General features: G+C 48.5%; 27 protein-coding genes. 16 read left to right on the forward strand and 11 right to left on the reverse strand.

Annotated elements, in window-relative coordinates; translation table 11 throughout:
* Positions 1 to 27: 27 nt before the first annotated feature.
* From NSU00_RS04150 to NSU00_RS04165, 4 genes are all read right to left on the reverse strand, one after another.
* Positions 28 to 1,209 (reverse strand): YheC/YheD family endospore coat-associated protein, encoded by a 1,182-nt coding sequence (locus tag NSU00_RS04150; protein WP_327076626.1) that lies wholly within the window; start codon positions 1,207 to 1,209, stop codon positions 28 to 30.
* Positions 1,206 to 2,567 carry a YheC/YheD family endospore coat-associated protein gene (locus NSU00_RS04155; protein ID WP_340703465.1) on the reverse strand — a complete coding sequence of 454 codons (1,362 nt, stop codon included), beginning with the start codon at positions 2,565 to 2,567 and terminating at the stop codon, positions 1,206 to 1,208. The genes NSU00_RS04150 and NSU00_RS04155 overlap by 4 nt, the downstream gene beginning before the upstream one ends.
* Positions 2,568 to 2,984: 417 nt before the next feature.
* Positions 2,985 to 4,076, reverse strand: coding sequence for a YheC/YheD family endospore coat-associated protein (locus NSU00_RS04160; RefSeq protein ID WP_195850391.1), 1,092 nt, complete (start codon positions 4,074 to 4,076; stop codon positions 2,985 to 2,987).
* The gene (locus NSU00_RS04165) at positions 4,066 to 5,403 is read right to left on the reverse strand and encodes a YheC/YheD family endospore coat-associated protein (RefSeq protein WP_340703466.1); all 1,338 of its coding nucleotides are present in this window, start codon (positions 5,401 to 5,403) and stop codon (positions 4,066 to 4,068) included. Before NSU00_RS04165 ends, NSU00_RS04160 begins: the two co-directional genes overlap by 11 nt.
* Before the next feature lie 283 nt (positions 5,404 to 5,686).
* On the opposite strand from NSU00_RS04165, the gene NSU00_RS04170 reads away from it, so the two are divergent.
* From NSU00_RS04170 to NSU00_RS04190, 5 genes are all read left to right on the forward strand, one after another.
* A complete protein-coding gene (locus NSU00_RS04170; RefSeq protein ID WP_340702413.1) occupies positions 5,687 to 6,820 on the forward strand; it encodes a DUF445 domain-containing protein in 1,134 nt (377 codons plus the stop codon).
* 191 nt (positions 6,821 to 7,011) lie between these two features.
* A complete protein-coding gene (locus NSU00_RS04175; RefSeq protein ID WP_340703467.1) occupies positions 7,012 to 7,359 on the forward strand; it encodes a YlbF family regulator in 348 nt (115 codons plus the stop codon).
* A 117-nt stretch (positions 7,360 to 7,476) separates the two neighbouring features.
* On the forward strand, positions 7,477 to 8,343 hold the full coding sequence (locus tag NSU00_RS04180; RefSeq protein WP_327076630.1) for a Cof-type HAD-IIB family hydrolase: 867 nt from the start codon (positions 7,477 to 7,479) through the stop codon (positions 8,341 to 8,343).
* A 140-nt stretch (positions 8,344 to 8,483) separates the two neighbouring features.
* Complete coding sequence (locus tag NSU00_RS04185) at positions 8,484 to 9,266, forward strand: enoyl-CoA hydratase (RefSeq protein WP_029141753.1); 783 nt, start codon at positions 8,484 to 8,486, stop codon at positions 9,264 to 9,266.
* Positions 9,267 to 9,270: 4 nt separating this feature from the next.
* A complete protein-coding gene (locus NSU00_RS04190) occupies positions 9,271 to 9,456 on the forward strand; it encodes a YhzD family protein (protein ID WP_013858711.1) in 186 nt (61 codons plus the stop codon).
* Positions 9,457 to 9,518: 62 nt separating this feature from the next.
* On the opposite strand, the gene NSU00_RS04195 is transcribed toward NSU00_RS04190, so the two are convergent.
* Entirely contained in the window at positions 9,519 to 10,286 is a 768-nt protein-coding gene (locus NSU00_RS04195) for a TerC family protein (protein ID WP_327076631.1), read from the reverse strand.
* A gap of 231 nt (positions 10,287 to 10,517) precedes the next feature.
* On the opposite strand from NSU00_RS04195, the gene NSU00_RS04200 reads away from it, so the two are divergent.
* From NSU00_RS04200 to NSU00_RS04225, 6 genes are all read left to right on the forward strand, one after another.
* Entirely contained in the window at positions 10,518 to 11,408 is an 891-nt protein-coding gene (locus tag NSU00_RS04200; RefSeq protein WP_195850399.1) for a permease, read from the forward strand.
* Positions 11,409 to 11,420: 12 nt separating this feature from the next.
* Positions 11,421 to 12,275 (forward strand): TIGR03943 family putative permease subunit, encoded by an 855-nt coding sequence (locus NSU00_RS04205; RefSeq protein ID WP_118499071.1) that lies wholly within the window; start codon positions 11,421 to 11,423, stop codon positions 12,273 to 12,275.
* A 122-nt stretch (positions 12,276 to 12,397) separates the two neighbouring features.
* Positions 12,398 to 13,669 carry a metallophosphoesterase family protein gene (locus NSU00_RS04210; protein WP_340703468.1) on the forward strand — a complete coding sequence of 424 codons (1,272 nt, stop codon included), beginning with the start codon at positions 12,398 to 12,400 and terminating at the stop codon, positions 13,667 to 13,669.
* On the forward strand, positions 13,666 to 16,653 hold the full coding sequence (locus NSU00_RS04215) for an AAA family ATPase (protein WP_340703469.1): 2,988 nt from the start codon (positions 13,666 to 13,668) through the stop codon (positions 16,651 to 16,653). Before NSU00_RS04210 ends, NSU00_RS04215 begins: the two co-directional genes overlap by 4 nt.
* A 144-nt stretch (positions 16,654 to 16,797) precedes the next feature.
* A complete protein-coding gene (yhaM, locus tag NSU00_RS04220; protein ID WP_019721761.1) occupies positions 16,798 to 17,742 on the forward strand; it encodes a 3'-5' exoribonuclease YhaM in 945 nt (314 codons plus the stop codon).
* A gap of 136 nt (positions 17,743 to 17,878) precedes the next feature.
* Entirely contained in the window at positions 17,879 to 18,073 is a 195-nt protein-coding gene (locus NSU00_RS04225; RefSeq protein ID WP_013858718.1) for a sporulation YhaL family protein, read from the forward strand.
* A gap of 48 nt (positions 18,074 to 18,121) precedes the next feature.
* Here NSU00_RS04225 and NSU00_RS04230 read toward each other — a convergent pair whose 3' ends face one another.
* Positions 18,122 to 18,994, reverse strand: coding sequence for a peptidylprolyl isomerase (locus tag NSU00_RS04230; protein WP_340703470.1), 873 nt, complete (start codon positions 18,992 to 18,994; stop codon positions 18,122 to 18,124).
* Between the two features lie 299 nt (positions 18,995 to 19,293).
* On the opposite strand from NSU00_RS04230, the gene NSU00_RS04235 reads away from it, so the two are divergent.
* Both NSU00_RS04235 and NSU00_RS04240 read left to right on the forward strand, forming a co-directional pair.
* Complete coding sequence (locus tag NSU00_RS04235; RefSeq protein WP_017550228.1) at positions 19,294 to 19,386, forward strand: YjcZ family sporulation protein; 93 nt, start codon at positions 19,294 to 19,296, stop codon at positions 19,384 to 19,386.
* A 531-nt stretch (positions 19,387 to 19,917) separates the two neighbouring features.
* Positions 19,918 to 20,247, forward strand: coding sequence for a YhaI family protein (locus NSU00_RS04240; RefSeq protein WP_013858722.1), 330 nt, complete (start codon positions 19,918 to 19,920; stop codon positions 20,245 to 20,247).
* Positions 20,248 to 20,261: 14 nt separating this feature from the next.
* Here the strand turns inward: NSU00_RS04240 and NSU00_RS04245 are convergent, their stop codons facing one another.
* Both NSU00_RS04245 and NSU00_RS04250 read right to left on the reverse strand, forming a co-directional pair.
* Positions 20,262 to 20,828 (reverse strand): HTH-type transcriptional regulator Hpr, encoded by a 567-nt coding sequence (locus NSU00_RS04245; protein WP_013858723.1) that lies wholly within the window; start codon positions 20,826 to 20,828, stop codon positions 20,262 to 20,264.
* Positions 20,829 to 20,972: 144 nt separating this feature from the next.
* Positions 20,973 to 21,335: a YtxH domain-containing protein gene (locus NSU00_RS04250; RefSeq protein WP_019721766.1), complete on the reverse strand. Its 363-nt coding sequence runs from the start codon at positions 21,333 to 21,335 to the stop codon at positions 20,973 to 20,975.
* A 261-nt stretch (positions 21,336 to 21,596) separates the two neighbouring features.
* On the opposite strand from NSU00_RS04250, the gene NSU00_RS04255 reads away from it, so the two are divergent.
* Complete coding sequence (locus NSU00_RS04255) at positions 21,597 to 21,785, forward strand: hypothetical protein (protein WP_013858725.1); 189 nt, start codon at positions 21,597 to 21,599, stop codon at positions 21,783 to 21,785.
* Positions 21,786 to 21,828: 43 nt separating this feature from the next.
* Here NSU00_RS04255 and NSU00_RS04260 read toward each other — a convergent pair whose 3' ends face one another.
* Both NSU00_RS04260 and NSU00_RS04265 read right to left on the reverse strand, forming a co-directional pair.
* Positions 21,829 to 22,377 (reverse strand): tryptophan transporter, encoded by a 549-nt coding sequence (locus NSU00_RS04260; RefSeq protein WP_340703471.1) that lies wholly within the window; start codon positions 22,375 to 22,377, stop codon positions 21,829 to 21,831.
* 209 nt (positions 22,378 to 22,586) lie between these two features.
* Positions 22,587 to 23,000, reverse strand: a complete 414-nt coding sequence (locus NSU00_RS04265; RefSeq protein WP_013858727.1) for an HIT family protein — start codon at positions 22,998 to 23,000, stop codon at positions 22,587 to 22,589.
* Between the two features lie 488 nt (positions 23,001 to 23,488).
* Here NSU00_RS04265 and NSU00_RS04270 point away from each other — a divergent pair, with 488 nt between their 5' ends.
* Positions 23,489 to 24,235, forward strand: coding sequence for an ABC transporter ATP-binding protein (locus tag NSU00_RS04270; protein ID WP_013858728.1), 747 nt, complete (start codon positions 23,489 to 23,491; stop codon positions 24,233 to 24,235).
* Positions 24,222 to 25,436 carry an ABC transporter permease gene (locus tag NSU00_RS04275; RefSeq protein WP_328191847.1) on the forward strand — a complete coding sequence of 405 codons (1,215 nt, stop codon included), beginning with the start codon at positions 24,222 to 24,224 and terminating at the stop codon, positions 25,434 to 25,436. The genes NSU00_RS04270 and NSU00_RS04275 overlap by 14 nt, the downstream gene beginning before the upstream one ends.
* A gap of 344 nt (positions 25,437 to 25,780) precedes the next feature.
* Here NSU00_RS04275 and NSU00_RS04280 read toward each other — a convergent pair whose 3' ends face one another.
* On the reverse strand, positions 25,781 to 26,962 hold the full coding sequence (locus NSU00_RS04280; protein WP_340703472.1) for a M20 family metallopeptidase: 1,182 nt from the start codon (positions 26,960 to 26,962) through the stop codon (positions 25,781 to 25,783).
* Positions 26,963 to 26,979: the final 17 nt, after the last annotated feature.

Below are 26,979 nucleotides of genomic sequence, written 5' to 3' on the forward strand. Positions count from 1 at the left end.
TTACTCAAATTTTTTAAAGAGAGGGAATCATTTTTCCAAAAAGCCGGTAATGGCATAAAACAAATCGGCAAGTTTCCGGGTTTTTGCTGCTTCAATTTCAGGTTCATCAAAGGACATTGGCTTTGCATTCAGTTCAAACAAATAAAAGCTGCCTTCATTGCCGGGCGCGATGTCAGCGGTAAATTCCCCGAAAAAGCCGTACGATTCCGCTAAAGCATTGCCGCATGCTGAAATGACCGGCGCAATCTTTTTTTTAATCTCCATTTTTTCATTGGAAGATAGTACCAGCGTTTCCCCGCCTTTTGCCGTATGGGTCGTCATTCCGCCGGGGCGGGCAACCCGCACGCCGATGCCGGTTATCCGGTAACCTGTTCCGTTGTAATGGGCGTGGACACGGTAGTCATATTTCCGGCCGTCAAGCAATGCAGTTGGCACGGTTTCCTGGACAATGTACGTTTCTTTTTCTGCAAAGGGGCCAATCTCCTCCCACACATCCGAAAAGCTGGCGGGCAAGTGGGCGGATTGGGGCGTGTAAAATGTCCATGCTTCACAGGGCCCCTGCACAATGCGGCGGATGCCGTATCCTTGCGAACGGGCGGCGGGTTTGATATAGACATCCTTGTGCTTCAGTAAAAAGGCGTGAAAGCTGCTTTTATCGGAAATAAGCGCCGTTTCCGGAAGAAAACCGGCAATCGCCGGATCCTGCTTCAATTTTTCGTACACCTCATATTTATTTAAAAAATGCGGGTTGAAAAAAGGGATCCTTTTTTGCCGGAGAAGCCTGGTAAAGCGACGGAAATCTTCCTCCAATTCTTCCTTTCGCTTCCGGATCCGGTTATAAACCACGTCTGGAAACGGAAACATTGCCCTGTGCCATTTTTCTTGTTTTACATCCCAAAACACGCCGGTAATATGCGCTGAAATATCGGCAAGGCTGAATAAAAAAGACAGGCCGCCCTGTTTTTCCTGTAATGTTTGTTGGATGGCGATAAAAAAATCACGGTCTCCGCTGATGGCTTTCTTTGATTTACTGATGAGTATCCCGATCAGGGGGCCGGCTGATGCCCCTTTTAACATCAGGCGATAAGGCGTTTCCTCTCCGGGTTTCGCGGAGAAAGGAAGCAGTTCCGCTTCTTTTCCCCAAAAAAGCGGGGACGGGGCAGTACGCTTAAATATTTTTTCCTTGCGGTCAAACCAGATGGCGGTCATGGGAACATTTCCCCTGGTGACTGCACTTGCCGTTCCGTCAAATAAACGGCAAACGATAAGCTCAGTTTGCGCGTCAATAAATCGCACGCTTTCATGAACGGATTGTTGAAAATGGAGCGCCCGGGCTTCGAATTGGCTTCAAACAGCCATACTTTCCCGTCCGTGCCGATGCCGAGGTCAAACCCGATTTCCCCAATCACTCCTTCGACATGTTCATCGATGGCGCGGGAAAGTTTGAGGGCGGCTGTTTCCAGCGCATGCCGGTACATCTCCTGTTGCTCGGGGTTTTCCGTAAGTTCGGGAAGTGTTTTAATTAACCCGCCGCTTCTCACATGCGTTGTCGGGCTGCCCGGGCCGGCCACTTTTGCCGCGATTGCTGTAACGACCCAGTTTCCGCCCTCGTCTTTATTGGTATGGACCCGGAAATCAACCGGCCGCCCTCCGTCTGTTACGAGAAAAATGCCCTGCTGGACGAGCAGCCGGTTCCATTGCTTTTTAGAAAAAACATGGTTGATCAAGTTTTCAAGGCTGCTGAATTTTAACAATCGGTTGCCGGTGTCCCGGTACCGGCAATAATACGCGCCGGAAGCATGGTGGTAATGGATTTGATGGACGCCAAGGCCAAGGCTGCCGTTCACCGGTTTGATGTAGACCATCCCGTAATCAGACAGCATCCGTTCAATTTGATGAAAAGAGGTGAGCGGGTTCGTTTCCGGTAAATAGGGGCGCGCTTCCGGATCTTGAAACAGCCGCTCGTGAATTTCCAGTTTGTTGAAAAAGCCGGGATTGTACCACGGAATAAAATATTCTTTTTCCAATTTTTCTTTGATTTTCTGCGCATTTACAAGTTTTTCACTTTTCCGGTTCGGGAGCCGGTCGTAAATGGCATTGGGAAACGGGACTTCCTGCTTTTCCCAGCCCGCTTTCCCGTAAAAGTAGCCGGTGATCACACCCTGTTCCCAATCGATATGCTGTTCGCCGAATAAAAACGGCACCACGCAGGCAGCAGACTGGGCGGAAAGAAGTTTTGCAAACCACACCGACCTTGCGCCGGCCGGGCGGTTTTCAAAGGGGGTGAATCCGGCCGTAAAAATGCCGACAAGCGGGCCGAGCATCAGGATATCGCTGTTTTGGAAACAGTGAAGAACCGTTAAAAAGGCGGGCATTCTCAGTTCACCGGCAAGCGCGCTTGAGACGGAAAAAACATTGCGGCCATTTGGATGCGGTTCGATTTTTGCGGCAGCGATTTTAGAGCCGAATGCCACTTTGCCGGTGTTTTCAAGTACCGGAAGGCTTTGCGGCGTGTACAGGATCGGGTCGGAGGCATCAAAAAACTCAATTTTATATTTTCTGGCCATTTGTAAAGCACCTCGTTTCATTTAGATGACCTTTTGTTAAACCGGCAGCGGATGAAATGAACCAACCAAATTTTTCCGGCTACTATCGCGGCTCTTTTTCTCGGGTTCCCTTCTGTTTCAAAAGCAATGTGGCAAAAATTCAGGCGTGTTCTATGCGAAAAGGCTGTCGAAAAATGCGCTGCTTCTTCACATAGGAGCGCTCTATGCGAAGGTATGCCGTTGAAAGCGCCCGGTTTCTTGACGCAGGCACGTTCTATGTGGCCAAAATTGCCCGGTTTCTTATGGGCACTCTGTGTGAAGGAGAGCCGTCGAAAACGGTGCTGTTCCTTAAACACAGGCGCGTTTTATGCGAAAAGGCTGTCGAAAACGCGCTGTTCCTTCACATAGCCGCTAAAGAGCAGTCCCATTTCTTTCATTTTACACATTTCCGGCCTGCACGCGGTTTCCGATTTCCTGTAAATACCGGCAGTAGGCAAGCGGGGCTTCAGCCATTTGCCCGGCTTTTTCCGGATGGAGAAGGCTGACCATTTTTCTGCCCGGTTTTGAATTGATGTCGAGTATCCAGATGGATTGGTCCCCCGCAATAAGCAGATCGATTCCCAACTCAAATAGCGGTTGAAAAGTTTCTTCCAAAACAGCCGGCAAGATGCTGATGATGTCAGAGATTTCCTGGCTGATATAGACATGATTAAAATGCGGCGTTTCGCGTTGCCAGTTTCCGTATGTTGAGAGGCTTGCCCCCGCGCTCAAATTGGTTAAAATGCCGTTTTCCATGCCGGTACGGATGCCCCGCGTCACTTCCTGCCACTCGCCGCGGCTGTCTTTTTGCAAAAAGATGCGCAGATCAAAAGGCCGGTTTTTCCGGTCCATATTGTCAATCCTTGCCTGAATGAGAAAATCATGCTTTCCGAGCAGTGTATTGAGCCACGCTTGAAATTTATCCAAACGGCCGAAGTTCTGCGATATAAGACTGCCGTTTTTCGTCGTTCTTACAAGCAGCCCGCCCGTTTTCTTTTCGAGGGAATACACCGCATATCCATGCGCACCGTTTGCCGGTTTTAAAATAATGGAAAGATATTTGTTCAGTTCCCGCAAAACCGTTTCCGTACTGTCCGCCCTTACTGTCTCCGGCAAATACGGGGAGATTTCCGGAATTTCCTTCAGACGGTCGTAAAGCGTGGTTTTATTCGGCAGCCCGTATCCGAGAAAGGTAAGGTCTTTCCGTTCTTTCAGCCATGCGACGATTTTTTTGGCATCTTTTGATGGCTGGTCTTCGCCGTAAAAGCAGCGGTCATAAAGGAATTCCGGAATCTGGAAAACTTCTTCTTTCCATATGCCGCTTGTAGTGTCAAAATGAAGTCCCTTTGCTTTCTGCGTGCCGGGCAGTAAATCAAGGGGGGAGAATGAATAAAGATCGGTCCCATATTGTTTTGATTCATGTGCCATTTGGTCAAAATAATCCTGCCGGGAAGCAGGATCCAGCGTAAGAATACCTAATTTAGCCGGCATGTTCCATTCCCCTTTCAGTCCATAGAAATAAACCGTAACGGTATAGTGCTTTTACGGATGGGCGAATGCCGCCGCGGGACACGCCAAACGCGGCCTTAGACGGCTTTACGTTTGCTTCAATTACCCACGGTTTTCCATCCCAATCCACCCCTATATCGATCCCGAATTCCGCAAAGTGCCCGTTTCCGGCGGAACAGAGCGTGATGGCGGCGGCTTCCGCCAGCTCATGCATGAGTTCTAGCACGAGCCGGCCTTTTTCCTTTCCAAAATGATGGAAGATAAGCGGCGCCGGTTTTGCCGGAAGCCCTCCTTGTGAGAGGTTTGACACAATCGCATCGTCTGCCGCTGTTCTTGCGAGGGATGACGCGATCTGCCAATCGTTTTTTGCGCCGGTTCTCCAGACAAGGAACCGGAAATCGGTTTGCCTTCCATCTGCCGAAAGCAATGGAATGCCTTGTTGAAGGATATACGGAAGGGTTCCGGTGAGTTGTTCCATTTTTTGAACGGTGTCTTCCACATTTTCTGCAACTTCCGGCAAACGGTTTTCCTGGTGCGTATGGCCAAGGAGGAACCGGCTTTCCTTTTTTTCAATCCGGATGATGCCGCGCCCCTGGCTTCCGTTTTCGGGCTTTGCATACAGGATATTGAATGCCCCAAGTTTTTCCGCTAGGCACGCCGGACCGTACCGGCAAGTTTCCGGTAAATACGGCCGCAAAAATCGGTTTGCATAAAGGCATTCGTAAACTTCCATTTTTGTTAAATACTTGGCATTAAAAAAACCGGTTCCCTTTTCTTTGTACGCTGCTGTTTTCATTCCAAACTGGCGGCTTTTTTCAGCCAGCCTGGAATGAATGCGGTTATAGACAATGTCCGGTTCCGGCACTTCCCCCGTCTTCCAGCCATTGGCGGAAAACGTGCAGCCGGTGCCGGCGCGGGAATCCAAGCCTTCCACAAAAAGGCAGCCGCCTTCTTTTTCGATCAGGTGGTGCAGTTCTTCGCAAAATGGCCGGATGTTTTCAGAAGGGGCACTTCCAGTAAGTTCTGTCAGGACGGCGATCACTGGGCCAAGTTCAAGCACCCCCTGCCGGCAGAAGGCTTTCAACCGGGCGGGCGGGACAGGGAGCTTCAGGTGTTTGTAACCATCCGCAGAGAGCATCATTACCGTTTTGCCGGATGCATCGGTTTCCACTTTTGCTGTGGCTGTTTTTCCGCCGAACCGGATGGTGAGCCCGCCGTTTGAAATGCGCAAAAAGGAAAGGAGCGCCCGTGGAATTGCCGCCGCGCCTTTCGTTTCATCGTCATGCCGGAATGCAATGGTTGATGCCAATCCGTTCCCCTCCCTTCCTCCTGAAAACACGGGCACGAACACGGCTAATTTTTGACTTTATTGGGCTTTTGCTGATATCTTATGATTAGTACAGAAAATCGGTTCAAAAAAAATAGCTGATTTCAGAAATACCCGGCCGCAAAAAAGGGTATTTTTTCATTAAGTTTGCGGTTTTCCGCAGCATAGAACCAAAATCGACCGTTGTGTCCGCATAGCGGGCTGGAAACTTCCCGTGCTTCTTTGGGAAAAATTTCACAACGAAAACAATGAGGGATGATTGTGTATGCATGCATTTTTGGAAATTTTGTTTATGACTGCCGTGGGGGCAGTGATCGGCGGATTCACAAATTATCTGGCCATTAAAATGCTGTTTCGGCCGTACAAGGCGATCTATATTAAAAATTGGCGGCTTCCGTTCACGCCCGGATTGATTCCGAAAAGGCGCGAAGAGATTGCGAAGCAGCTTGGCGAAATGGTGGTGCGCCATCTGGTCACCCCGGAAAGCATCGAAAAAAAGCTGCTGTCGCCCGGGTTCCGGAAAGAGACGGCCCGATGGATGGCGGATACTTTTTTGAAATGGCTGGAGATGAGCTGGACGACCCCGCAAATTGCTGGGTTTTTTAAAGTGGATTTGTCGGCGGAGCGTGTTCAAAACGGGATCAAAGAATTCATCCGCACCCGTTACGGGGAGGCAAAACAACATATTGCACCGAAAACGCTTGAAGCACTGCTGCCGGAAGCCGTAATCAAAAAAGCTGAAGAAAAAATCCCTGTTTTGGCGGATTTGATCATTGCAAGGATGAGCGAATACATTTCAAGCCCTGCAGGCCGCACGAAGATTGAAGGGATGATCAGCCATTTTCTTGATGACCGCGGCATGATCGGCGCGATGGTGAAACGTTTTATCGGAAACACTTCGATTGCCGATAAAATCCAGCCTGAGATCACCCGGGCACTTCAGGAACCCGGAATGAAAGCAACAATGTCGGAAATGCTGGAAAGGGAATGGAACGGCCTGAAAGCAAAACAGGCAGGGGAACTTTTTCCGGATCTACCGGATGAAGAAATTAGCGGATGGCTGGAGAAAAATGTATTGTCTCTCCTCCCTGTCGAACGTTTTTTAGACACACCTGTCCAGGCATTTGTTGCCCGGTACCGGAATAAAATTGAAGAAGAATGGATCCCTGTATTGGCGGAAAAAGCGCTGCACTTCATCAGCAAAAACGTGCCTTTGATCATCCGGAAGCTGCAGATGGCGGATCTTGTGCGCCAGGAAGTGGAATCTTTTCCGATTGAGCGCCTGGAAGGGCTGATTCTCGGCATTACCGCCCGCGAATTTTCAATGATTACGTATCTTGGCGCGTTACTGGGCGGCCTGATTGGGATCGTTCAGGGGGTGATCGTGCTGCTTGTATAGAGGAAGCAAGCTTTGGCGCATTGTTGGAATAACGCCGGCCTGGTCCTGCTGCTCGTGCAGGAAAGAGAAAACAGGAAACCCATGCATCCCTGCATTTCTGCGACTGGCTTCAGGCGGCCCGGCTGCTCCTTGTGTAACGAAAGCAAGGCCGGGAAACCATCCGTGATGAATAAAACATAAGGAGGATTTACATGCCATCCCATTTAAATGAATACGCGCGCATGCTTGAAAAAGGAATCCGGGAAAGCCATGAATTTGCTGCGTTGAAGCAGGCGTACGAAAATGTCCGGTCTAACGGCCAGGCGAGAGCATTGTTTGACCGTTTCAGGCAGCTTCAACTCAATTTGCAAGATAAACAAATGCAGGGGCTTCCGGTTACAGAAGAAGATGAAAAGCAGGCGCAGTCTGCCATGCAAGCGGTCCAGGCAAATCCCGCCATTATGCAGTTGATCGGCGCTGAACAGCGGCTAAGCGATATGCTCAGCGAAATCAATCAGGTGCTGATGAAGCCTGTCGAGGATTTATACGCCGGAAAGTAGAAGAATGCAGCCGGAAAGTTCTATTTCCCCCTTTTTTCTCATACATCTGTAAAAGAAAGCAGGCTGTGTGAAAAATCAGCCCGGCAGCCGGGAGCATCATGAAGAGGGGGAACATCCATGATCTATAAAATGCTGGCGTTAAATATTGAGGGAACATTGCTGCAGGATAACGGCCGGCTCGGCAAAACAACGAAAGAAGCGATTGAGTATGCAGGTGCAAAAGGCATTGCGGTGACGCTCATTACCTCAAAAAATTTTGCTTCGGCCCACCGGATTGCCAAATGGCTGAAGCTGCATTCTTCCTTAATCACGCACCAGGGCGCTTATATTGCCAGTGAACTGGATAAACCGATTTTTGTCAGAAGGATCAGCGAAGAGGCCACCCGTGACCTTGTGCGGTTTTTGGAAGGGTTCCACGCCCAAATCCGCCTTGTTTCCGAGCGGTTTACATTGTCAAACAGGGTGAAGCATCCGAATAAGCTGATGGGAAAAGTCATTTATCAAACGTCCAATCCGTTTTCTTATGCAGAACAATATGTGGACGATTTATCGGCAAAACTGGAACAAACGCCGCTTTCCCCGCCCAAAATCGAAGTGATCTTTTCCGACGGAGAGGACATTCAGGCTGCCAAAAAAGCAATTGCCAATATGTTCCATGAAGTGGATTGCATTGTGTGCGGGAACGGGAGGCTGGATATTGTGCCGGCTGGCATTTCCAAGCTTCGCGGGCTTTTATATGTATGCGACCGGATGAACATCCGCCGTGAGGAAGTGGTCGTCATCGGTTCGGGCCTCGATGATCTCCCGCTTGTCGAGTGGGCAGGGCTCGGCGTTGCGATGGGGAATGCGCATCCCGCTGTCAAAAACGCGTCCGACTGGGTGACCCGTTCTAACAATGAAAACGGAGTGTCTTATATGGTAAAAGAGCATTTCCGGAAACAGCAGCCGATTGACTTTTTGAAAAAAATGAAACTGCTGAAATAAGGATGGAAGGGGCTGTTTGCTTAGGCGGCAGCCTCTTTTTTTGATGAATTTTTTAAAAAGACGCCATTTTGTATTGGAAATTGCCGAATATTTCGCTATCCTAGTAATAGGAAGAATAAAACAAAGGGAGAGGGATTTCGGTGATTTCTACGTATGAAACAATCCAGGTGGAGGAAAAAGACGGGGCAGCCTATTTGTATTTCAACCGCCCGGACGCAATGAATGCGCTGAACCTGGAGATGATTAAGGAACTGGCGGACTCGTTGAAAGCGATTGCGATGAAGGATGACATTCACATTCTCGTATTATCCGGAAACGGCAAAGCATTCTCCGCAGGCGGGGACATCAAAGCCATGCTTGCGATGGAGGAAGAAAAAGGGTTCATCTCTTTTATGGACCAAATAAATGAAGCCGTTTCCATTCTTGTGGGTATGCCGAAACTCACCATTGCGGCGATTAATGGCGCTGCTGCAGGATTGGGCTTAAGCCTTGCCCTTGCCTGTGATACCATTATCAGCGATTTGGACAGCAAAATCGCGATGAACTTTATCGGGATCGGCCTTGTGCCGGACGGCGGCGGCCACTATTTGCTGCAGCGCCGGATCGGCCAGGAAAAGGCGAAAAAGGTGATTTGGGAAGGAAAAGTCATGTCTGCTGAAGAGGCAGCCGAAACGGGCATTATCGATGAAGCGGTACCCGATCTTGCGCTTGCCGTTGACCAAAAAATTACAGAATGGCAGAAAAAGCCGGTCCTCGCGATGATCAAAACGAAAAAAATCTATACGGAACTGAACCGCCCGGACTTCAATAAATCATTGGAACTGGAAAAACATGCGCAGTGGAAAATGCGCCAGACGAAAGACCACAAGGAAGGCATCCGCGCTTTTGTAGAGAAGAGGGCGCCGCAATTCAAGGGGGAGTGAAAGCATGCGCGACTATAAACTGACTGCCTTTGAACCGACAGGGGAAAAGATTCTCGATGAAGGTTTTGAAGCACAGGATGACACGGAAGCGAAGAAAAAAGGGGAGGCGCTTTTAAAAGAAAAAGGCGTCCATGAGAAAACGCACCGTTGCGTATCCCCTGAAGGAAAACTGATTTTGTTCCACCGGTAAAAAGAACCCGGGCCAATCCAGCCCGGGTTCTTTTAATGGGGAACGGCGTAAGTTCTGCGCCATTAATGGATATGGACATGCTGCTTAACATCCTGTTTTATATCCTGTTTTACTTGCTTAACCTGCTTTGCCGCCGCCAGCCGGTTCGAAAGCCAGCCAAGAAACAAAACCAAAACCGTAAGAAAGCCGCCGATCGTATACGTTAACGGCCCGTGTGATATATCCAGCCATTTCAGGATTTGCTCATCTTTAAAGAGCATTTCCGCCGCTGTCCAGGCGAGGATGCCCGACCCGGCATAGGCAATCCAGCTGTAACGGTTCATCGCTTTTACAATCATCTTTGAACCGAATATCATAACCGGAATACTGATGGCAACGCCGAGGGCAATCATGCCGATATGCCCGTTTGAAGCACCGGCCAGCGCCACCACATTGTCGAGGCTCATAATTGCATCAGCCATGATAATCGTGCCGATCGAAACGAGCAGCCCATTTTTTGCTCTGACTTGGACATTTTCATCTCCGCCGCCGAGCACTTTATATGCGATCCAAAGAAGCAAAAGTCCGCCAATGACATTTACATAAGGAATTTTCAGCAAAGCAACGATCGCCATTGCCAGCAGAATTCTTAAAATCACTGCACCGGCTGTCCCCCAGAAAATCGCTTTGTTTTGCTGTTCGCGTTGCAGTTTCCGGGTCGCCATGGCGATCACAACCGCATTGTCGCCCGATAAAATGATATCGATCATAATGATCTTAAGCAGCGCAACAAAAGCCCCGGCAGAAACAACCAACCCAAAGTCAAATATAGATACCGGCAATTGCTTCATTCCCTTCACGTTCTTAATACTAGTTCATTTGACACTATCATAACACAGTCCGGCCCAAAAAGTAATAGAATCGCATGGGTTTCATCAAATTGGAAATCATTTTTTCACATGGTTTTCCTGCTTGCCCGCCATTTCCCGGTTTTCTTCATTTACGCCAAAGAAGACTTATAGTATCCTAGTTGGGAGAGTTTTTTTGTGAGTGTGATAGAAAAAAGGAGACGATATGCCGTTATGGGCCAGTCCTTATTGCAAATGAATACCATTTTTATCAGCATTATCATCGAGGCGTTGCCTTTTATTGTGCTGGGTGTATTCATTTCAGCGGTGATCCAGATGTTTGTCACTGAGGAAATGATTGCAAAAGTGATGCCGAAAAACCGCTTTTTATCCATTGCATTCGGCACCGGGATGGGCGCACTTTTTCCGGCCTGCGAATGCGGCATTGTCCCGATTACGGAAAGGCTTGTCCGGAAAAATGTCCCGCTTTCTGCTGCCATCGCGTTTATGCTGACGGGGCCGATTATCAACCCGGTTGTCATTTTTTCTACGTTTGTCGCGTTTGGCGATTCCTGGAAAATGGCACTGCTTCGCTGCGGGCTGGCGATTTTTACTGCTGTTTTAACCGCGATTGCGATTTCTTATTTTTTTTCCGAAAACCAGCTTCGCGAATTTGTGGAGGCCAAATTGCACCACCACCATGGCCGCGAAGTACAGCATGCACCGGGTTTTCTGCAAAAAATCACCGGAACGATCGACCATGCGATTGATGAGTTTTTTTCCGTTGGGAAGTTTCTCGTGTTTGGCGGCCTGATTTCTGCCGCCATGCAGACCTTCTTCCGGACGAGTACGCTGCTGTCGCTCGGACAGACAAAAATGGCGGCGATTCTGATTATGATGCTGCTCGCTTTTATCATGTCGATCTGTTCCGAGGCGGATGCCTTCATTGCCTCGTCTTTCAACGGGATGTTCGGGACGCCGGCCATTCTTGCATTTTTAGTATTTGGCGCCATGGTGGATATTAAAAATCTGCTCATGATGATGCATTCATTTAAAAGAAAGTTTGTCTTTTCGATGATCGGGCTGATTATCGTTTTTGTGTTTACGGGTGCATTCTTAATATAGAAGGTGTTTAAAATGTTGCGATTTATCGTATTGTTCGGCTTCGCGTATTTTTTTATGAAGCTGCACGCGACAGGGGATATTAGCAAATATATCAATATGAAGTATGCGTATTTGTCGTTTTCCATGATTTTTGCAATGGGCTTTTTATGTTTATACCAGCTTGTGAAATGGGTCAGGGCGGGAAACGGGGCGCATGACCATCATCACGGCGCCCACCACGGCCATTCCCATGAAACGGATGAAAATACATGGTACAAAAAAGTGTTTACGTACGGCATGATTTTAATCCCGGTTGTAACGGGCATTTTTCTTCCGGTGGCCACCTTGAATTCCACCGTTGTCAAAGCAAAAGGCTTCCACTTTTCGATGATTGACAATGACAAGGACCAGTATGCCAATCACCAGATTTTGCGGCCGAATTCCAGCCTTTACTATGATAAGGACCAGTATACAGAAATGGAAAATTCGGATTTAAAAAAGTACAGCAAATTGCAAAGCATCGTCCTCGATGATGACCATTACTTCCACGGGCTTGAAACGATTTACAATTATCCGGGGGATTTTATCGGCAAAAAGGTGACGATAAAAGGGTTTGTCTACCGGACGGATGATATTAAAGCGAATCAGCTGTTTGTGCTCCGGTTTGGCATTATCCACTGTATTGCCGATGCCGGCGTATACGGGATGCTCGTTGATTTTCCGGGCAATATGGCAAACGTGAAAGAAAATACATGGATTGAGGTTGAAGGGAAACTGGATATGACGTACTATACGCCGTTTAAAGAGAATATCCCGTATTTAAAAGTAACAAGTTACCATAAAAGCAGCGAGCCGAAAGATCCGTACGTCTACCGGCAATACAATTAAACGGGTTTGGCATGTTCAGCCATTTTTTTGTTGCCTGAACGTGCCAAACCTTTTATAATGGAGATAGAACATATATTCTGTGAAATGCGTTTTATTACGAACAGTTTGGATTTCACAATAAAATGGCAAACTGCCGTTTATTTTTTCGCAAAAGAGTGATGGCGTTGAAAAGGATTCGCTTTGTCCATGCGGCCGACCTGCACCTTGACAGCCCGTTTGCGGGGCTACGCAAGCTTCCGCCGGCGCTGTTTGAACGGGTAAAGGAGAGCACTTTCCGGGCATTTGAAAATGTTTGTAACCTTACAATTGAAAAAGAAGCGGATTTCCTGCTGATATGCGGGGATTTATACGACGGGGAAGACCGCAGCCTGAAAGCTCAGGTGAGGCTGAAGAAGCAGTTTGAGCGGCTCAAAGAGGCCGGCATTGCCGTATTTGTACTGCACGGCAATCACGACCATTTAAGCGGGTCATGGACAAAACTGGACATGCCCGGAAATGTCCGGATATTTTCCGAGCGTGTCGAAACCAAATCCTTTACAGCTAAAAACGGGTCGAAAGTCCATGTGTACGGGTTCAGCTACCCGAAGCGGCACGTGCTGGAGAATAAAACGGATGAATACAGGAAAACGGGGGAGGCCGATTTCCATATTGGCATGCTGCACGGTTATCTTGAAGGCGGGACGAAAATGCACCAGCCTTATGCTCCTTTTGCCTTGCGGGATTTGCTGGAAAAGGGGATGGATTACTGGGCGCTCGGCCATATCCACAAACAGCAGATTTTACATACGGATCCCTATATCATTTATCCCGGGAATATCCAGGGGAGAAACCGGAAAGAAACGGGCCCGAAAGGCTGTATGGTTGCCGAAATGGATCCGCTTGGCGCGCATGCCGCGTTCCATGAGACGGCGGATATTTTATGGGAAAGGCGCGCCGTTTCCGCAAAAGGCGCTAATGATTTTAATAGCCTTTACACAGCTTGCCGCCATGCCCTTGAAGAAGAAAGAAAAGAGGCGCAGGGCGTATTTTTGCAATTGGAGATAAAAGATCCGGATTTGCTGGATGATGAAGCGCTTGGAAAAGTGAAAAACGGCGAGCTGATGGAAGTACTGCAGGAAGGCGAAGAAGCAGACCGCAACTTTGTCTGGGTACACCGCATCACACTGCCTGAAAATGCCCTCTTATCCGAACGGGATGACGGTTTTATTTTGCAGGAAATGAAGAAGACGCTGGCGCAATTGGAAGAAACTTCCATAGACGAAGCGGTCTCCCCGCTGTACAGCCACATGTATGCGGGCCGCTACCTGGACTTGGACGGAGACGAAAAGCAGAGGCTCCTGTTGGAAGCGGAAGCGGCTGTTTTTGAGAAGTTGAAAGGCAGGGGGAAACGATGAAAATACGGGAGGTCCATATATACGGTTTTGGCCGGCTAGTTGATTTTCATATGGAAAACCTTTCAGATCTGCAGGTCATTTACGGGGAAAACGAAGCCGGCAAATCAACCTTCATGGCTTTTATCGAAGCCGTTTTATTCGGGTTTCCTTCAAGGCAGCAAAACGGGCAGCGCTATGAGCCGAAATTTTCATCGGTGTACGGCGGGCGGCTCGTCCTGGAAACAGAAAAAGACGGAAACATAACGGTGGAACGGATAAAAGGAAGGGCAGCCGGAGAAGTGTCCGTCACTTTTGCAAATGGCAGAACAGGTGGCGAAGAGGCGCTTGCACATGTTTTAAACGGGCTGAACCGGCAGATGTTCCAGTCCATTTATTCTTTTAATCTGCAAAGCCTCCAGGAAATCCGCAAATTAACAGGCGATGATATCAGCCGCTATTTATTTGCCGCAGGGACGATCGGGACGGATGCGCTGCTTTCGGCGGAACGGGAACTCGAAAAGGAAATGGAAGCGCGTTTTAAACCGAACGGGCGGAAACCGGTATTGAACGTGCAACTCCGGAAACTTCAGGCTATGGAAAAAGAACTGAATCGCCTGAAAGCGGAAAACGGCCGTTACGGCGAATGGAAAGCCCGGCTGGCAGCGCTTGAAGCAGCACAGGCAGAAGCGGAAGCGGAGCTGGAAGCCTTAAGGGGAACGGTTCAGCAGTATGAACACCTCACAAGCCTTTGGCCGCTCTATGCGGAAAGAAAGCATGTCAAACTGCAGCTTTCGGAAATCGGCCCCGTCCGTTTCCCCGCTGACGGAATCCGGCGCCTCGACGGGCTGATGTCGGAATGGCGCGCTTCTTCCGGGCGCCTGTCAGCCGTTAAAAAACAGAAACAGGTGCTGGTGGAAAAAATGGAAGGAGAGCAGCCGGACCCGCTTTTTGTCAGGCATGAAGGGGAGATCAAAAAGCTGCTTGATGACTGGCCGCAATACCGCGGGTGGCAGGCGGAAACGGAGCGCCTCCAATCTGAATGCGACATCCTGGACAGCCAAATCTCCGAATTAGCGGGAATGCTGCATCTTACGGCATCGCAAGTTGAAAAAGTACCACAGCTTGACTTAAGCATTGCGGCAAAAGAAAGGCTCAGCACCCTCGTAAGGGCGTATGACCGCCACCGTACCCGCAGCGATGCTTTACAGGCACAGCTTGAGGACTTGCGGGACCGGATGAACGCTGTTGAGCAGGAATGCGCACTTTTGGAAAAAGAGCTCGTATCCGAAGAGGCTTTTCGCGATTTATCGGCAAAGCGGCAGGAAAAGGAAAAAAAATCATTGCTTGAAGCCGATATCAGGCGCGGGAAACAGCAGCTTTCCCGCCTGAAAAAAATGGCGGATGAGGTCCGGAAGCCCCCTTTCCTGTTTTTCGGCCTTGCATTATTGTTTCTGATGACCGGCGTGTGGAGTTTTCTCACAGGGCAATACTTGTTTTTGGGCGTTTTTGTGCTCGGCGCAATCGTGTCAGGCTACCATGCTTTCAAGGGAAACCGGAACCCGTTGGAACAAGAAATCCGCGCGCTCGAACAGGAACTGGGGGAAAAGGAAAAAGAACTGCGGAATTGGAAAGAGGGGGACACGGACTGGCATGAATATGAACGGCAGAAACAGCTGCGCGAAAACTGGAAACAGCTCATTTTGAAACTTGAGGAAGGCGAACAGAACGGCCGGCAAATGCAAAAGCGGAAACAGCGCCTGGAAGCGGAAGAAAGACAGCTGCTGGCAGAAATCAGCCGTTTCAGGCAAACTTTGCAATTGGGTGACGGCTTCCGGCCCAGACAGCTGCCCGATGCATTCCAACTTTTGACGGAATTAAGCGGGAAAATGCGCGAGCGGACGCGTATCGAAAAGAAACTGGCGCAGCTTGCCGATTCCCGTTCGGCATTTGAAGAAAGGATGGAAAAACTGTGGTCCCGGCTCCATGTCAACTGGCCTTTGCGCCAGGAAGGCATCTTGTTGCTGCAGCAAGCCTGTGCGGAACAACAGGAAAGAAAAATCCGCCGGCAGGAATGGGAAAAGAAATGTGCCGAGCTGGAAGAACAAGTGCAGCTGCTTGAATCGGAAGCGGAAGCAACAGATAATGAGATCAAAAAGCTTTTTGCCCTTGCCGGTGCCGTGAATGAGGAAGATTTCCGGAAAGCCGGCAGCCTTTTTCAGCAATACGAAAAATTGTCCGGACAGCTGGAAATCATGGATTTACGAATCAGCCGGGAAGACCTGGAACGGCTCGAAACGGTAAAAGATGTTTCTATGTTGGAACAGGAAAAGCAAAAGCTGGAAGAAAAAATCGTGGAAAAGGCAAACGCGCTCCGCAGCATGAGAAAAGAAGCGACGGAAATCCGGTTTGAACTGGACAGGTTGGAAAAAGGCGGAACGTTTACCGAAAAACTGCATGAATATTACAGCGCGCTTTCGGAATTCCGGGAAGAAGCTTTTGAATGGGCGCGGTATGCCACGGCAAAACGTTTGCTTTCCGGCATGATGAAGCGGCTCCGGGAAACCCGCTTTCCGCAAGTCCTGCACAAAGCCGAAGCGTATTTGCAATGTTTAACAAACGGATCGTATGTCTCCCTCCATATGGGCGGGGAGGATAGCCGTTTTTATGTTAAACGGCGTGATGATGTGCTGTTTGCCGCAAATGAGCTGAGCCAGGCAACGGCGGAACAGCTGTATATTGCTTTACGTTTTTCCCTTGCGGAGGCGCTCGGCGGGGAATTTCCGTCCCCGGTTGTCATTGATGACGGCTTTGTTAATTTTGATATTTACCGGACAGAGAAAATGGCCAGGCTGCTGGACCAGGTGAGCGAATCGAGGCAGGTGCTGCTTTTTACATGCCAGCAGCCGATGCTCCGGTTTTTTAAAGGCCATGGGGTGAAAACCTTGGGGGCTGTACACGATCAAGGGATGGCGGGATCCGGAAACATCAGCCGCATTCAGCCGTAAAAAAGAGGGGCGGGTCCGAATGCCTGTATTTCAACACGGCAGGGAAACACACAAGCAAAGCCGGTTGAGATAAAAAGCGGATTGCGGCCGGATTATGGTATACTTTAAGACAAATAATCAGGGGTTAGATCGGAGGATTCATGTATGGCAAAAGGGCTACTCTACTATGAGGTGGGCGAGCAGTTTGACGCGTTTCTGCTCATCAAACACGCAACAAAGGGGATCGCGAGCAACGGCAAACCTTTTTTAACACTGATTTTGCAGGACCGGACCGGGGATATCGAAGCGAAGCTCTGGGATGCGACCGAGCAGGACGAACAAACATACAAACCGGAGACGATTGTAAAAGTAACCGGGGACATTTTAAATTACCGCGGGCGGCTGCAGCTGAAGATCCGCCAAATCCATCCGGCACAACCGGGGGACGGCGTCCGGATTGCCGATTTTATCGAAACGGCCCCGGTATCGCAGGAAGAAATGATAGGGAAAATCACCCAGTACATTTTTGATATGAAAAACCCAAATATCCAAAGGCTGACCCGGCATCTGCTGAAAAAATACCAGAAGCGGTTCCTTGTCTATCCGGCTGCAACGAAAAACCACCACGAATTCGTATCGGGGCTGGCGTACCATGTTGTCTCCATGCTCGACCTTGCCAAGGCAATCGCGGGCCTCTATCCGTCACTCGACCGGGATTTGTTGTATGCCGGTGTCATTTTGCATGACTTGGGAAAGGTGCAGGAACTGTCCGGCCCGGTCTCAACAACTTATACGACTGAAGGGAATTTGCTCGGCCATATCTCGATTATGGTCAGCGAAATTGCAAAGGCAGCGGAGGAACTCGGAATCCACGGAGAAGAAGTGATGGTGCTGGAACATATGGTGATCTCCCACCACGGGAAAGCGGAATGGGGAAGCGCCAAGCCCCCGATGATTAAAGAGGCGGAAATTCTCCACTATATTGATAATATTGATGCGAAAATGAATATGCTTGACCGTGCGCTCCGCAATGTCAAACCGGGCGAATTCTCGGACCGGATTTATGCGCTTGATAACCGCTCTTTTTATAAACCGGCGTTTCATCAGTGAGATTCATAGAAATACAAACGTTTGGAAAGCGCCCGTCCGGTGAAAAACTTTTAAAATGCCTTTCAAAATGAAAGGCATTTTTTAATGGATTGCGCCATACAATATAGCAGGGACAAACCGAAGAGGAGGGAAAAACATGGATTTCCCGATCTGGATTTATTTTGTTGTGGCGGGCATCGTCATATGTGCGTTTATGGCGGTGAAAACAGCCAGGGAAGAACACGAACAGGAACAGGAATGGATTGAAAAAGAAGGGGAAGTCTTTATTGAAAGGATGCATAAAGAAAAAGAACTGCGCAGCGGTGAAGCTGAAAAAGCCCATGAAGCATAACGGCCACAAAAAAACCGCCCATAATCGGATGGGCGGTTTTTTGCAGCATTATTTGCTTGATGAAGTCCCGAGCAGGGAGTCAAAAGTCGTTTTCAAATCTTCATCTTTTACTTTCACGTCAGCCGCTTTTAATTCTTTCTTCAAAGCGGACTGGATTTTTTCCGTTGTTACTTTCGATGCTTTATATTGTTTGACGACGTCTTTTTTCATTTCGCTGTACGGTTTTTTCTTTTTTTCACCGGTCAGTTGAATAATATGGTAGCCGTAAGAAGTCTTAACAGGGCCGCTGACTTCATTGACTTTCAGCTTATATGCAGCATTTTCAAAATCGCTGTCCATTTCGCCTGCACCGAACCAGCCGAGATCTCCGCCTTTAGAAGCTGTTGCGGTGTCGGTTGAATTCTTTTTGGCCAATGTCGCAAAATCGGCGCCTTTATCCAGTTGTTTCTTGATATCTTCTGCTTTCGACTTGCTGGAAACAAGAATATGGCGCGCTCTAATTTCCGGTTTTATATCATTGTTATAATAATTTTTTAATTGTTTTTCCGTTGGATGGATTGTCGCCTCTGCAGCTTTTTGTTCAAGCAGGCTGACTTTCACGCTGTTGCGGAAATCTTTTTCGTTTGCATAACCGTATTGCTGCAGCGCTGTATCAAATGAGCTGCCCAATTGTTTTTTTGCATTGTTTACTTGTTTGTCAACTTCGCTCTTTTTGACAGTGTATTTTTTGGACAGGACTTTTTCAATGGTAAGCTGCTGAAGCACAGTTGAACCATATTTATCCTTCATTGCATTATATAATTCGTCTTTGGTAACATTTCCGGCTTTCGTCTTAACGACGGCGCTGTTGCCGCTGTTGCCGCATGCTGCAAGTCCGAACACGCTGCCTGCCAAAACAAGGGATAGTACCCATTTCTTCATTCAAAAACAACTCCTATTCATTTAGTTGTGCAAGAGAGATTTACAACCACTACTATAACATAAATTGAAAGAGAAAAGAAAGGGATTGCCAGGTTTCTTATGGAATTTTCACACCATGCCAATCTTCTTTTCATATGGGGCAGGCGTTTGCAGAGGGCAGGATGGATGTTTGCAGCATAGGATATGATGTGGAGTTCCATTGCGGATTCGTGAAATTTAGGCCGGCAAATAGACGGAAGCCTTAACCAATACAGGGGCGGATGAATAATATACGTATGAAACAAGAGGAGGTGGATGGAATGAGCGGAGGAGCAGCTTACGGAGGCGGCTTTGCCTTACTGGTTGTGTTGTTCATTTTATTGATCATTATTGGTGCATCCTGGGCTTGGTAAAATTTGGGGCCGGCAGCAGCCGGCCTTTCTTGTTGTGCGCTGTTATGGAATGCCAAGGTAGGAGGAAAACAGTAAAATGGTCATGAGGATGTTGATTGTCCAAAAAAATCCGGGCTTCTTCCAGTATTTCTTTTTTTGTACATAGATGGCTTGTCAATACGTTGATAAAGTATAATATAAAGAAAGCGTAACCTGTAAAAAAACAAGCACATACATGCCGGCCGGGCCCCCTCCCGAAAATTTGCAGTAAAATAAAGGCGGAGCGCTCCGGTTTTGAACCCTGGATTCGTAACGTTCCGCCTGTCTTTCGGATGGCAAATGTGTGATGCACGCTGATCTTTTCCATGCAAGGTGGATGAACGACTATTCATTTTTAACAGGCACTGCCTTGTACCGCTCATGGCGGATGCCGCGGGGAAGTTTTTAAGGGCCGGCCGGACAATGGGCCTTGCCGGAAAACAGGCCCTGTCTAAAGTCCGGGGTCGCGCTGTTCTTAGCTGAACCATAAAAACATATAAACGAGGGAACTGAATGGAATCGATTGAACAAAAGCTGGAAAGACTGGAATTTTATCAAACATTGCTTTTAAAAATGATCGGGACCGGCCAATATCCTTTTTTCAGGCTGATTATGGAAAAACAGCTTTCAAAACAGGACATTGAACAATTTTATGCGTTGTGCGATCGTTTGAGCGATGAGTTGAAAGAACAGAAGGCGGACAAATTTGTATTTTTTTATCCGCTTTTTCAAAAGTTTAAGGATTCCCTGCATGAAAAACTGCAGCCGGCGGAAGTGATTGCCGCCTGTTTGCAGCAGGGGCTGTATCCTGAATTAATGAAGGCATTGAAACGGAATTTGTAGCTGTCCGAAACGGGTCAAAAGCGGTTCAGCGAAGGTTTTTCCAACAGTTCCGTTTCAATGGCGTCATCCAGCTCCCCGTTGAAAATGGAATTTTCCACAATGTCCATAAAATCCTGGCCGTAAATTTGGCGTACGATCGCAGCCAGTTCCATCATATCCGGAAATTTGCCGTAAAGATCGTATAGCGGCATTGTGCCCTGTATGACAGAGCTTTTTTTCGGGTTAAACGCTTCCAGCGATTTCAAAAAAATCTCTCTTCCTTTATGGGTTAATTGAATATACGTGTTCCGCTTGTCGTTTTCCTTTTTTGAGAATTCGAGCAAGCCGCGCTCCTCAAGCTTTTTCGAAAAATTAAAGGCTGTTGATACGTGCATCACCCCGAATTTTGCCACGTCCGAAATCGATGCGCCCTTTAAATGATAGGCTATCCATAAAATATGATGTTCATTGATGTTCAGATCAAAAGGCTTAATCCATTGCTGCCAGTCTTTTTCAATCGTTTTCCAGAGCGCTTTCGACAATTGCGTGACCCTTTTGCAAAATAGAAGATACTCATTGGTCGTCAACATTTGTTCCGTCATATTTTTCCCATCACCCCTTACCCTATATATTATCATTATGCCAGTAAAATAAAAAGTAATAAAAAACAATATACGAAATTTTTTTGAAATGAACAGCAAAGAAAAAAACCGGAAAGCGGCAACCGCTTTCCGGGCAGCGAAAATTCAGGAAGATTTTTTCTCCATTTGTTGTTCCATGTTTTCAATCGTTTTCCGGATGTCCTTGATTTCATTTTGCAGGGCTTCTTTGTTTGGCTCAATGCTTTTTTGCCATTCTTCGATACAATGTTGGAGTTCCTCCATTACGTTCGTGGCAACTTTTTTGCCTTCCGTTGAAAACGATTCGACGGATTCTTTTAAGTCTTTCACATTTTCGGCGATTCTTTTGGCTGATTCAATGAAATCACCGGAGTTATTTTTGATGGCTTCCCGTACTCTTTTTCCGGAAGCGGGTGTGGTGAAAAGGACGGAAACAGCGCCTGCTGTTGCCCCAACCAGTAATCCGTAAAATAAACTGGACTTGTTCATGGAAAGCACCTCCTGCAATGGTCTTTTATCCTCATGATATAGAATTTCCCAGCCTTTTGCAAAGTTCTCTTTCTTCTTTGCCGCCCTTGCCCAAAGCGATATTCCAAGCCTGGACGCGAACGGTCCTTCATAGGCGGTACAAAGGACAAAAGAGCGGACTTTGCGCGTGCCTTCTGCTTGTTCTTTACCCCTGTCTGGTACATGTTAACCCGCATCAGGGCATATGATGTAATAGTCCAGGCAGAAAAGAGGGGGAGTTCGTTGGGGCGTGTTGCTTTCTGCTTTTTAATGGCCGGCGTTGTCCTGTTTGCCGCGATGGTCCGGCACATGCTGCTGTACCAGAAAAGAAGAATTTATCCGCCGCGGAAAATCATCAGAAAAAGGATCGCATTTTTCGGAACGGCCGGAATGGTTTTCCTGCTTCTTGCCGCTCTGTTTCACTTATTTTAAGCTGCGCAAGCGAAAAAAACCGCCGGAAACCCGGCGGCCATTTTCACGCTTGCATGCTGTGGGCGGCATTTGTGCGCTTTGCAACGGTTGAGACGATCGGAAAAAGAATAAACATCGCAACTGCATTGAGCGCGGTTGCCGGCAAAACAACGGTGCCAAACAAAATGGCAAAAGGCCCCGGCAACCCGGCAATGAAAAACGCGGATCCTAAGAAAATGATGCCCGAAATCAGTGTGCCGACGGCCGTGAATACAATAAGTGCCGGCAGCTTTTTTGCCAGTTTCCCGGACGCGAGAAGCAAACCGTAAAAAACAAAAGAAGTGATGCATTTATCGATGATGTTCGGGAAAAAACCGCCCGGGAAGCTGGTAGTCAGGCCGGAAATGATGCCGGTCAGCACACCAAGCAACAGTACGTATTTTTTCTCCCTGAACAAAATAATGCCGATAAACATCATGGTAAGCATCATATCCGGTTTCATCCCGAACACAAAGCCCGGAATCACCGTGTGTAATACCGTGCCGATCCCAACGAGCAACGCCAAGCTGACAAGGGATTTTGTCTTCTTCTGTCTCCACTCTCCTGTTCTCATCTCATCTGGTGCTTTCCCACCGTACCCTCATGGCCGGCGGCGAAAGATTAACCTTATTATAGCATGCAGACGGAAAAAGTGGCGCATGTTTTGAACAAATTGGGCGCTACAAAAAAACAGCAGCCCAAATGGCCGCTGAATAAAATAAGCGCGAAACCGGCTGCAAAGACGCAAAAATGGGCTTTTTCACCGGTGCTGCCCGGTGCGGCTTATATATTTTGGGAAATCTCCGCGGCGATTTGCCGGAGGTCCTCCTGGCTGTAATCTTTTTCATGTGTTTTCCAGACTGCCCCGAAGCCGTCTCCTTTTCCATATCGCGGGATCAGGTGCATATGATAATGGAATACAGACTGGCCGGCAATCTCGCCATTATTGTTCAGCACGTTGAGCCCTTCCGGCTGGAATGCCGCTTTCAAAGCATTGGCTACGACCGGGACGGATTCAAAGAAATTGCGGGCAATCTCCGGCGTCAGTTCGTAGACATTCTCTTTATGTATTTTCGGGACAATCAGGGTATGGCCCTTTGTCACCTGGCTGATGTCAAGAAAAGCGTATACATGCTCGTTTTCGTACACTTTTGCACTCGGGATTTCACCGTTTATAATCTTGCAAAAAATACACATTTTGATCAACCTTTCCATTTTTTTGATTTCATTATAACGGATGAAAAGGCGAAAGAAAAGGAAACGGGGCGGAAACCTGCGTTTCCGCCCCGTTCTGCAGGGTTTTTCAACTAGCCAAAAGCGCCTTTGATCAACACTTCATTTACGAATGATATGGTTGATAATGGGCTTCCTCAACTTTTTCCAACGCGATCATCCCCTTATGGGTAACGTTTAAAGTGCATCGCCTTTAAACAGATTCACCGCCAGCACCTCATTGTAAAAGGTGCCTGGAAGTCGGTTATGGCTAATGTAAAGCATCGTTACTGGTCTTTGACAACCACCCCGATTGCATGTTTCCCCTGCAAGTATAGGATGGGCAAATGGCTGGAATTTATACATGCGTACCGCAAAAATTTTTCAGGCGCGCAGTTGGCATTCAGTCATGAACGCTTTCATGGTACAATAACGGTACAGATCAGAACTTTTGACACAAAGGGGTTCTTTAGATGACATTATTGGAAGTGGCGTCCTTAACAGGCGGATATACGAAAAAACCTGTGATTCAAGATGTTTCATTTACGGTAGAAGCGGGGCAGCTGGTCGGGCTGATCGGCTTAAACGGTGCCGGAAAAAGTACGACCATCCGGCATATTATCGGGTTAATGGAGCCGAAAAAAGGGCGGATCACGATCAACGGCAAAAACTTAAACGCGGATCCGGACGCTTATCGGAAGCAGTTTTCGTACATACCGGAAACCCCGATTTTATATGAGGAACTGACGCTGGAAGAACATTTGAAACTGGCGGCAATGGCATACGGCATCGATGAAAAAACCTATGCGGACAGAACCGCGCCTTTATTAAAGGAATTCCGCCTGCATAAAAAGCTTGGCTGGTTTCCGGCCAATTTTTCAAAAGGCATGAAGCAAAAGGTGATGATTATGTGCGCCTTTTTAGTCGAGCCGAGCCTGTACATTATTGACGAGCCTTTTCTCGGCCTCGACCCGCTCGGCATCCAGTCACTGCTGGATTTGATGGGCACGATGAAAAAAAAGGGGGCGGGAATCCTGATGTCCACCCATATTCTTGCAACGGCAGAACGGTATTGCGACGGATTTATCATTTTGCATAACGGGCGGATCCGCGCGAAAGGAACATTGGAAGAGCTTCAGCAGCAATTTTCGATGCCCGGCGCAACATTGGATGATTTATATATCCAATTGACAAAGGAAGATGACGATGAACGAAATTGACCTTCTTTGGAAAGAAAGGTTTGCTTCCTATTTAAAAAACTTAAGGCGCTATACCCGGTATATTTTTAATGACCATTTGCTGTTTGTGCTGATTTTCGGGCTGGGTGCCGCCGCTTTTTACTATAGCCGCTGGGTGAAGCATCTCAGTCCGGATTTTCCCGTTGCCCTTGTAATGGGCCTTTTGCTCGGGCTGTTTCTGGCGGCGAGCCCGGTGTACACGCTGTTAAAAGAAGCAGACCGGGTATTCCTTATCCCGATGGAAATGCGGATGCGCCCGTTTTTTAAAAAAGCGATCCTGTTTTCTTTCAGTATTCAAGCTTATCTGCTTTTGTTTGTGCTTGCCGCTTTGATGCCGATGTATGCGGCTGTTACGGGGCACGGATTCGGCCGTTTTTTTGGCCTGCTGGTCCTGCTTCTCGCGTTAAAAATGTGGAACCTGCTTTTGAGCTGGAATGTGTATAAACTGCCGGAACCGTATGCCCCTGTTTTCGACTGGATCATCCGGTTTGCATTAAGCGCCGCGTTTGTGTTTCTCGTTGTCAATGAGGCAAGCCTCTTTCTTGTGGGCATTCTGGCTGCCGTTATGCTCGGCTTGTTTCTGTATTTTTACCGGCTCGCCCAAAAACGGACACTCAGATGGGATGCGCTCATTGAACGCGAGCAAAGGCGGCTGATGGGCTTTTACCGGTTTGCAAATCTGTTTGCCGACGTGCCGGAACTCAAAGGGCAGGTCAAACGGCGCAAATGGCTCGATCCGCTCCTCGCCGGCATCCGATACGGCCAGGAACATACTTATCAATATTTATTTGCCCGCACGTTCCTCAGGACAAGCCAGTATTTCGGGCTTTTTGTGCGGCTGACCGCAATCGGGGCCGTGCTGTTGTTTTTCAGCCATGAACGGGTGCTCGCGCTCGTTCTAGCCGTCGTGTTTATTTATTTGACAGCTTTCCAAATGATTCCGATGATCGGATCCCACGATTTAAAAATCTGGCTGCGTCTCTATCCGGTGCCCCGCAAGTTAAAAGAAACATCTTTTATCCGGCTGCTTGCAGTCTGCCTGTATGTGCAGACGGCCATTTTTGCAGCGGCAGCCGCATTGAACGGCTTGTGGATGAACGGCCTTTTCGTTCTTGCGGCAGGAGCCGTATTTTCCTGGCTGCTTGTCGCCTGGTATGTTCCCGGAAAAATCCGTCGCCAGTAACGCCGGGCCGGAGTGCATGCCCTGTCCGTCAACTTAAAAAAACGGCACAGGCTCCTCATGCAAGCGGCGGGTTCGGTTAAAGCAGGTGGCAACCTGCCCGTAAACATGAAAAACGGCACAAGCCGGAGAGCCTGTGCCGTTTTTTCATGCCCAATCCGTCCAGTGCCGTTTTTAGCAATGCGCCCGTCTATGGCGTTTCAGCCACCGGCCAAAAAGCCGCCCTTTGCATTAGCAATTGCAAGTTTTTGCCGAAAAAACGGACCCTACGCCTGCAGCGGTTTTTCAAAACGCCCGGCTTGCCAGGAAAAAAACCGGGCTGGCAACGCTGATGCTTGAGCGCTTTTTCAGGCGTTCTGGTACCGGATGGCTGCTGCGCCCAAAGTTTTGGCGGCAATGAGCATCGCTTTTTCATGAATGTCAAAGCGCGGATGGTGATGCGGATAGGCCGGGTCGGCTTTTTCCGGGTCCGCCCCTGTAAAGAAAAAGGCGCCTTTTACATGCTGTAAGTAATAGGCAAAATCTTCCCCGATCATCGACGGGTCGACTTCTTCCACTTGGGTGACGCCTTCGATTTCTTTTGCGCAGTCCGCCAAAAATGCTGTTTCAGCCTCATGGTTCACAACCGGCGGATATCCGCGGAAATAGTCATAATCATATGTGCAGTCCGCGGCCAGGCATGTGCCTTGGATGATCCTTTCGATTTCTTTTTCCACCCTGTCCCGCACATCTTCGTCAAATGTCCGGACCGTGCCCGTGATTTTCGCCGTATCGGCAATGATATTGAAAGCATCGCCGGAAGAAAAGGACCCGACCGTTAAAACCGCGGACCGGATCGGATTAATCCGGCGGCTGATGACTTGCTGGAGATTCGTGACAAGTTGCGCCCCGGCCACGACTGCATCTTTCGAAAGATGGGGCTGGGCGCCATGCCCGCCATGGCCCTGGATCGTCACTTCAAACCGGTCGGCAGCCGCCATGAACGGCCCTTTCCGGTACTGGATGTGGCCAACCGGGACCGTTGCCCATAAATGCGTGCCGAAAATGGCGTCCACGCCTTCGAGACAGCCGTCTTCGATCATGGCTTTTGCCCCGCCCGGCGCGTATTCTTCGGCATGTTGATGGATGAAAACATACTCGCCTTCCAATTCGCTTTTCACTTCATGTATGGCTTTGGCGAGCATCAGCAGTGCCGCCGTATGCCCGTCGTGTCCGCATGCGTGCATCACACCCGGCACCTGTGATTGATAGGGTACATCATTTTCTTCCTGAATCGGCAGCGCGTCAAAATCGGCCCGGAGCGCGATCGTTTTTCCCGGCTTTGCGCCTTTTATACGGGCGACGACACCGTTTCCGCCGACATGTTCGCGCGGCCGGATGCCGAGGCTTCTGTAAAAATCAGAAATATAGCGGGCTGTTTCCACTTCTTTAAAGGACAGTTCCGGGTGCATATGGAGATATCTTCTTGTCTCCACCATTTCCGGGTAAAAACCGTCCAGTTTTTTATGTAATTTTTCCAACACTGTCATCTGCGATTCCCCCAACC

The organism is Weizmannia sp. FSL W8-0401, from assembly GCF_038009125.1.
GTDB lineage: Bacteria > Bacillota > Bacilli > Bacillales > Bacillaceae_C > Weizmannia > Weizmannia coagulans.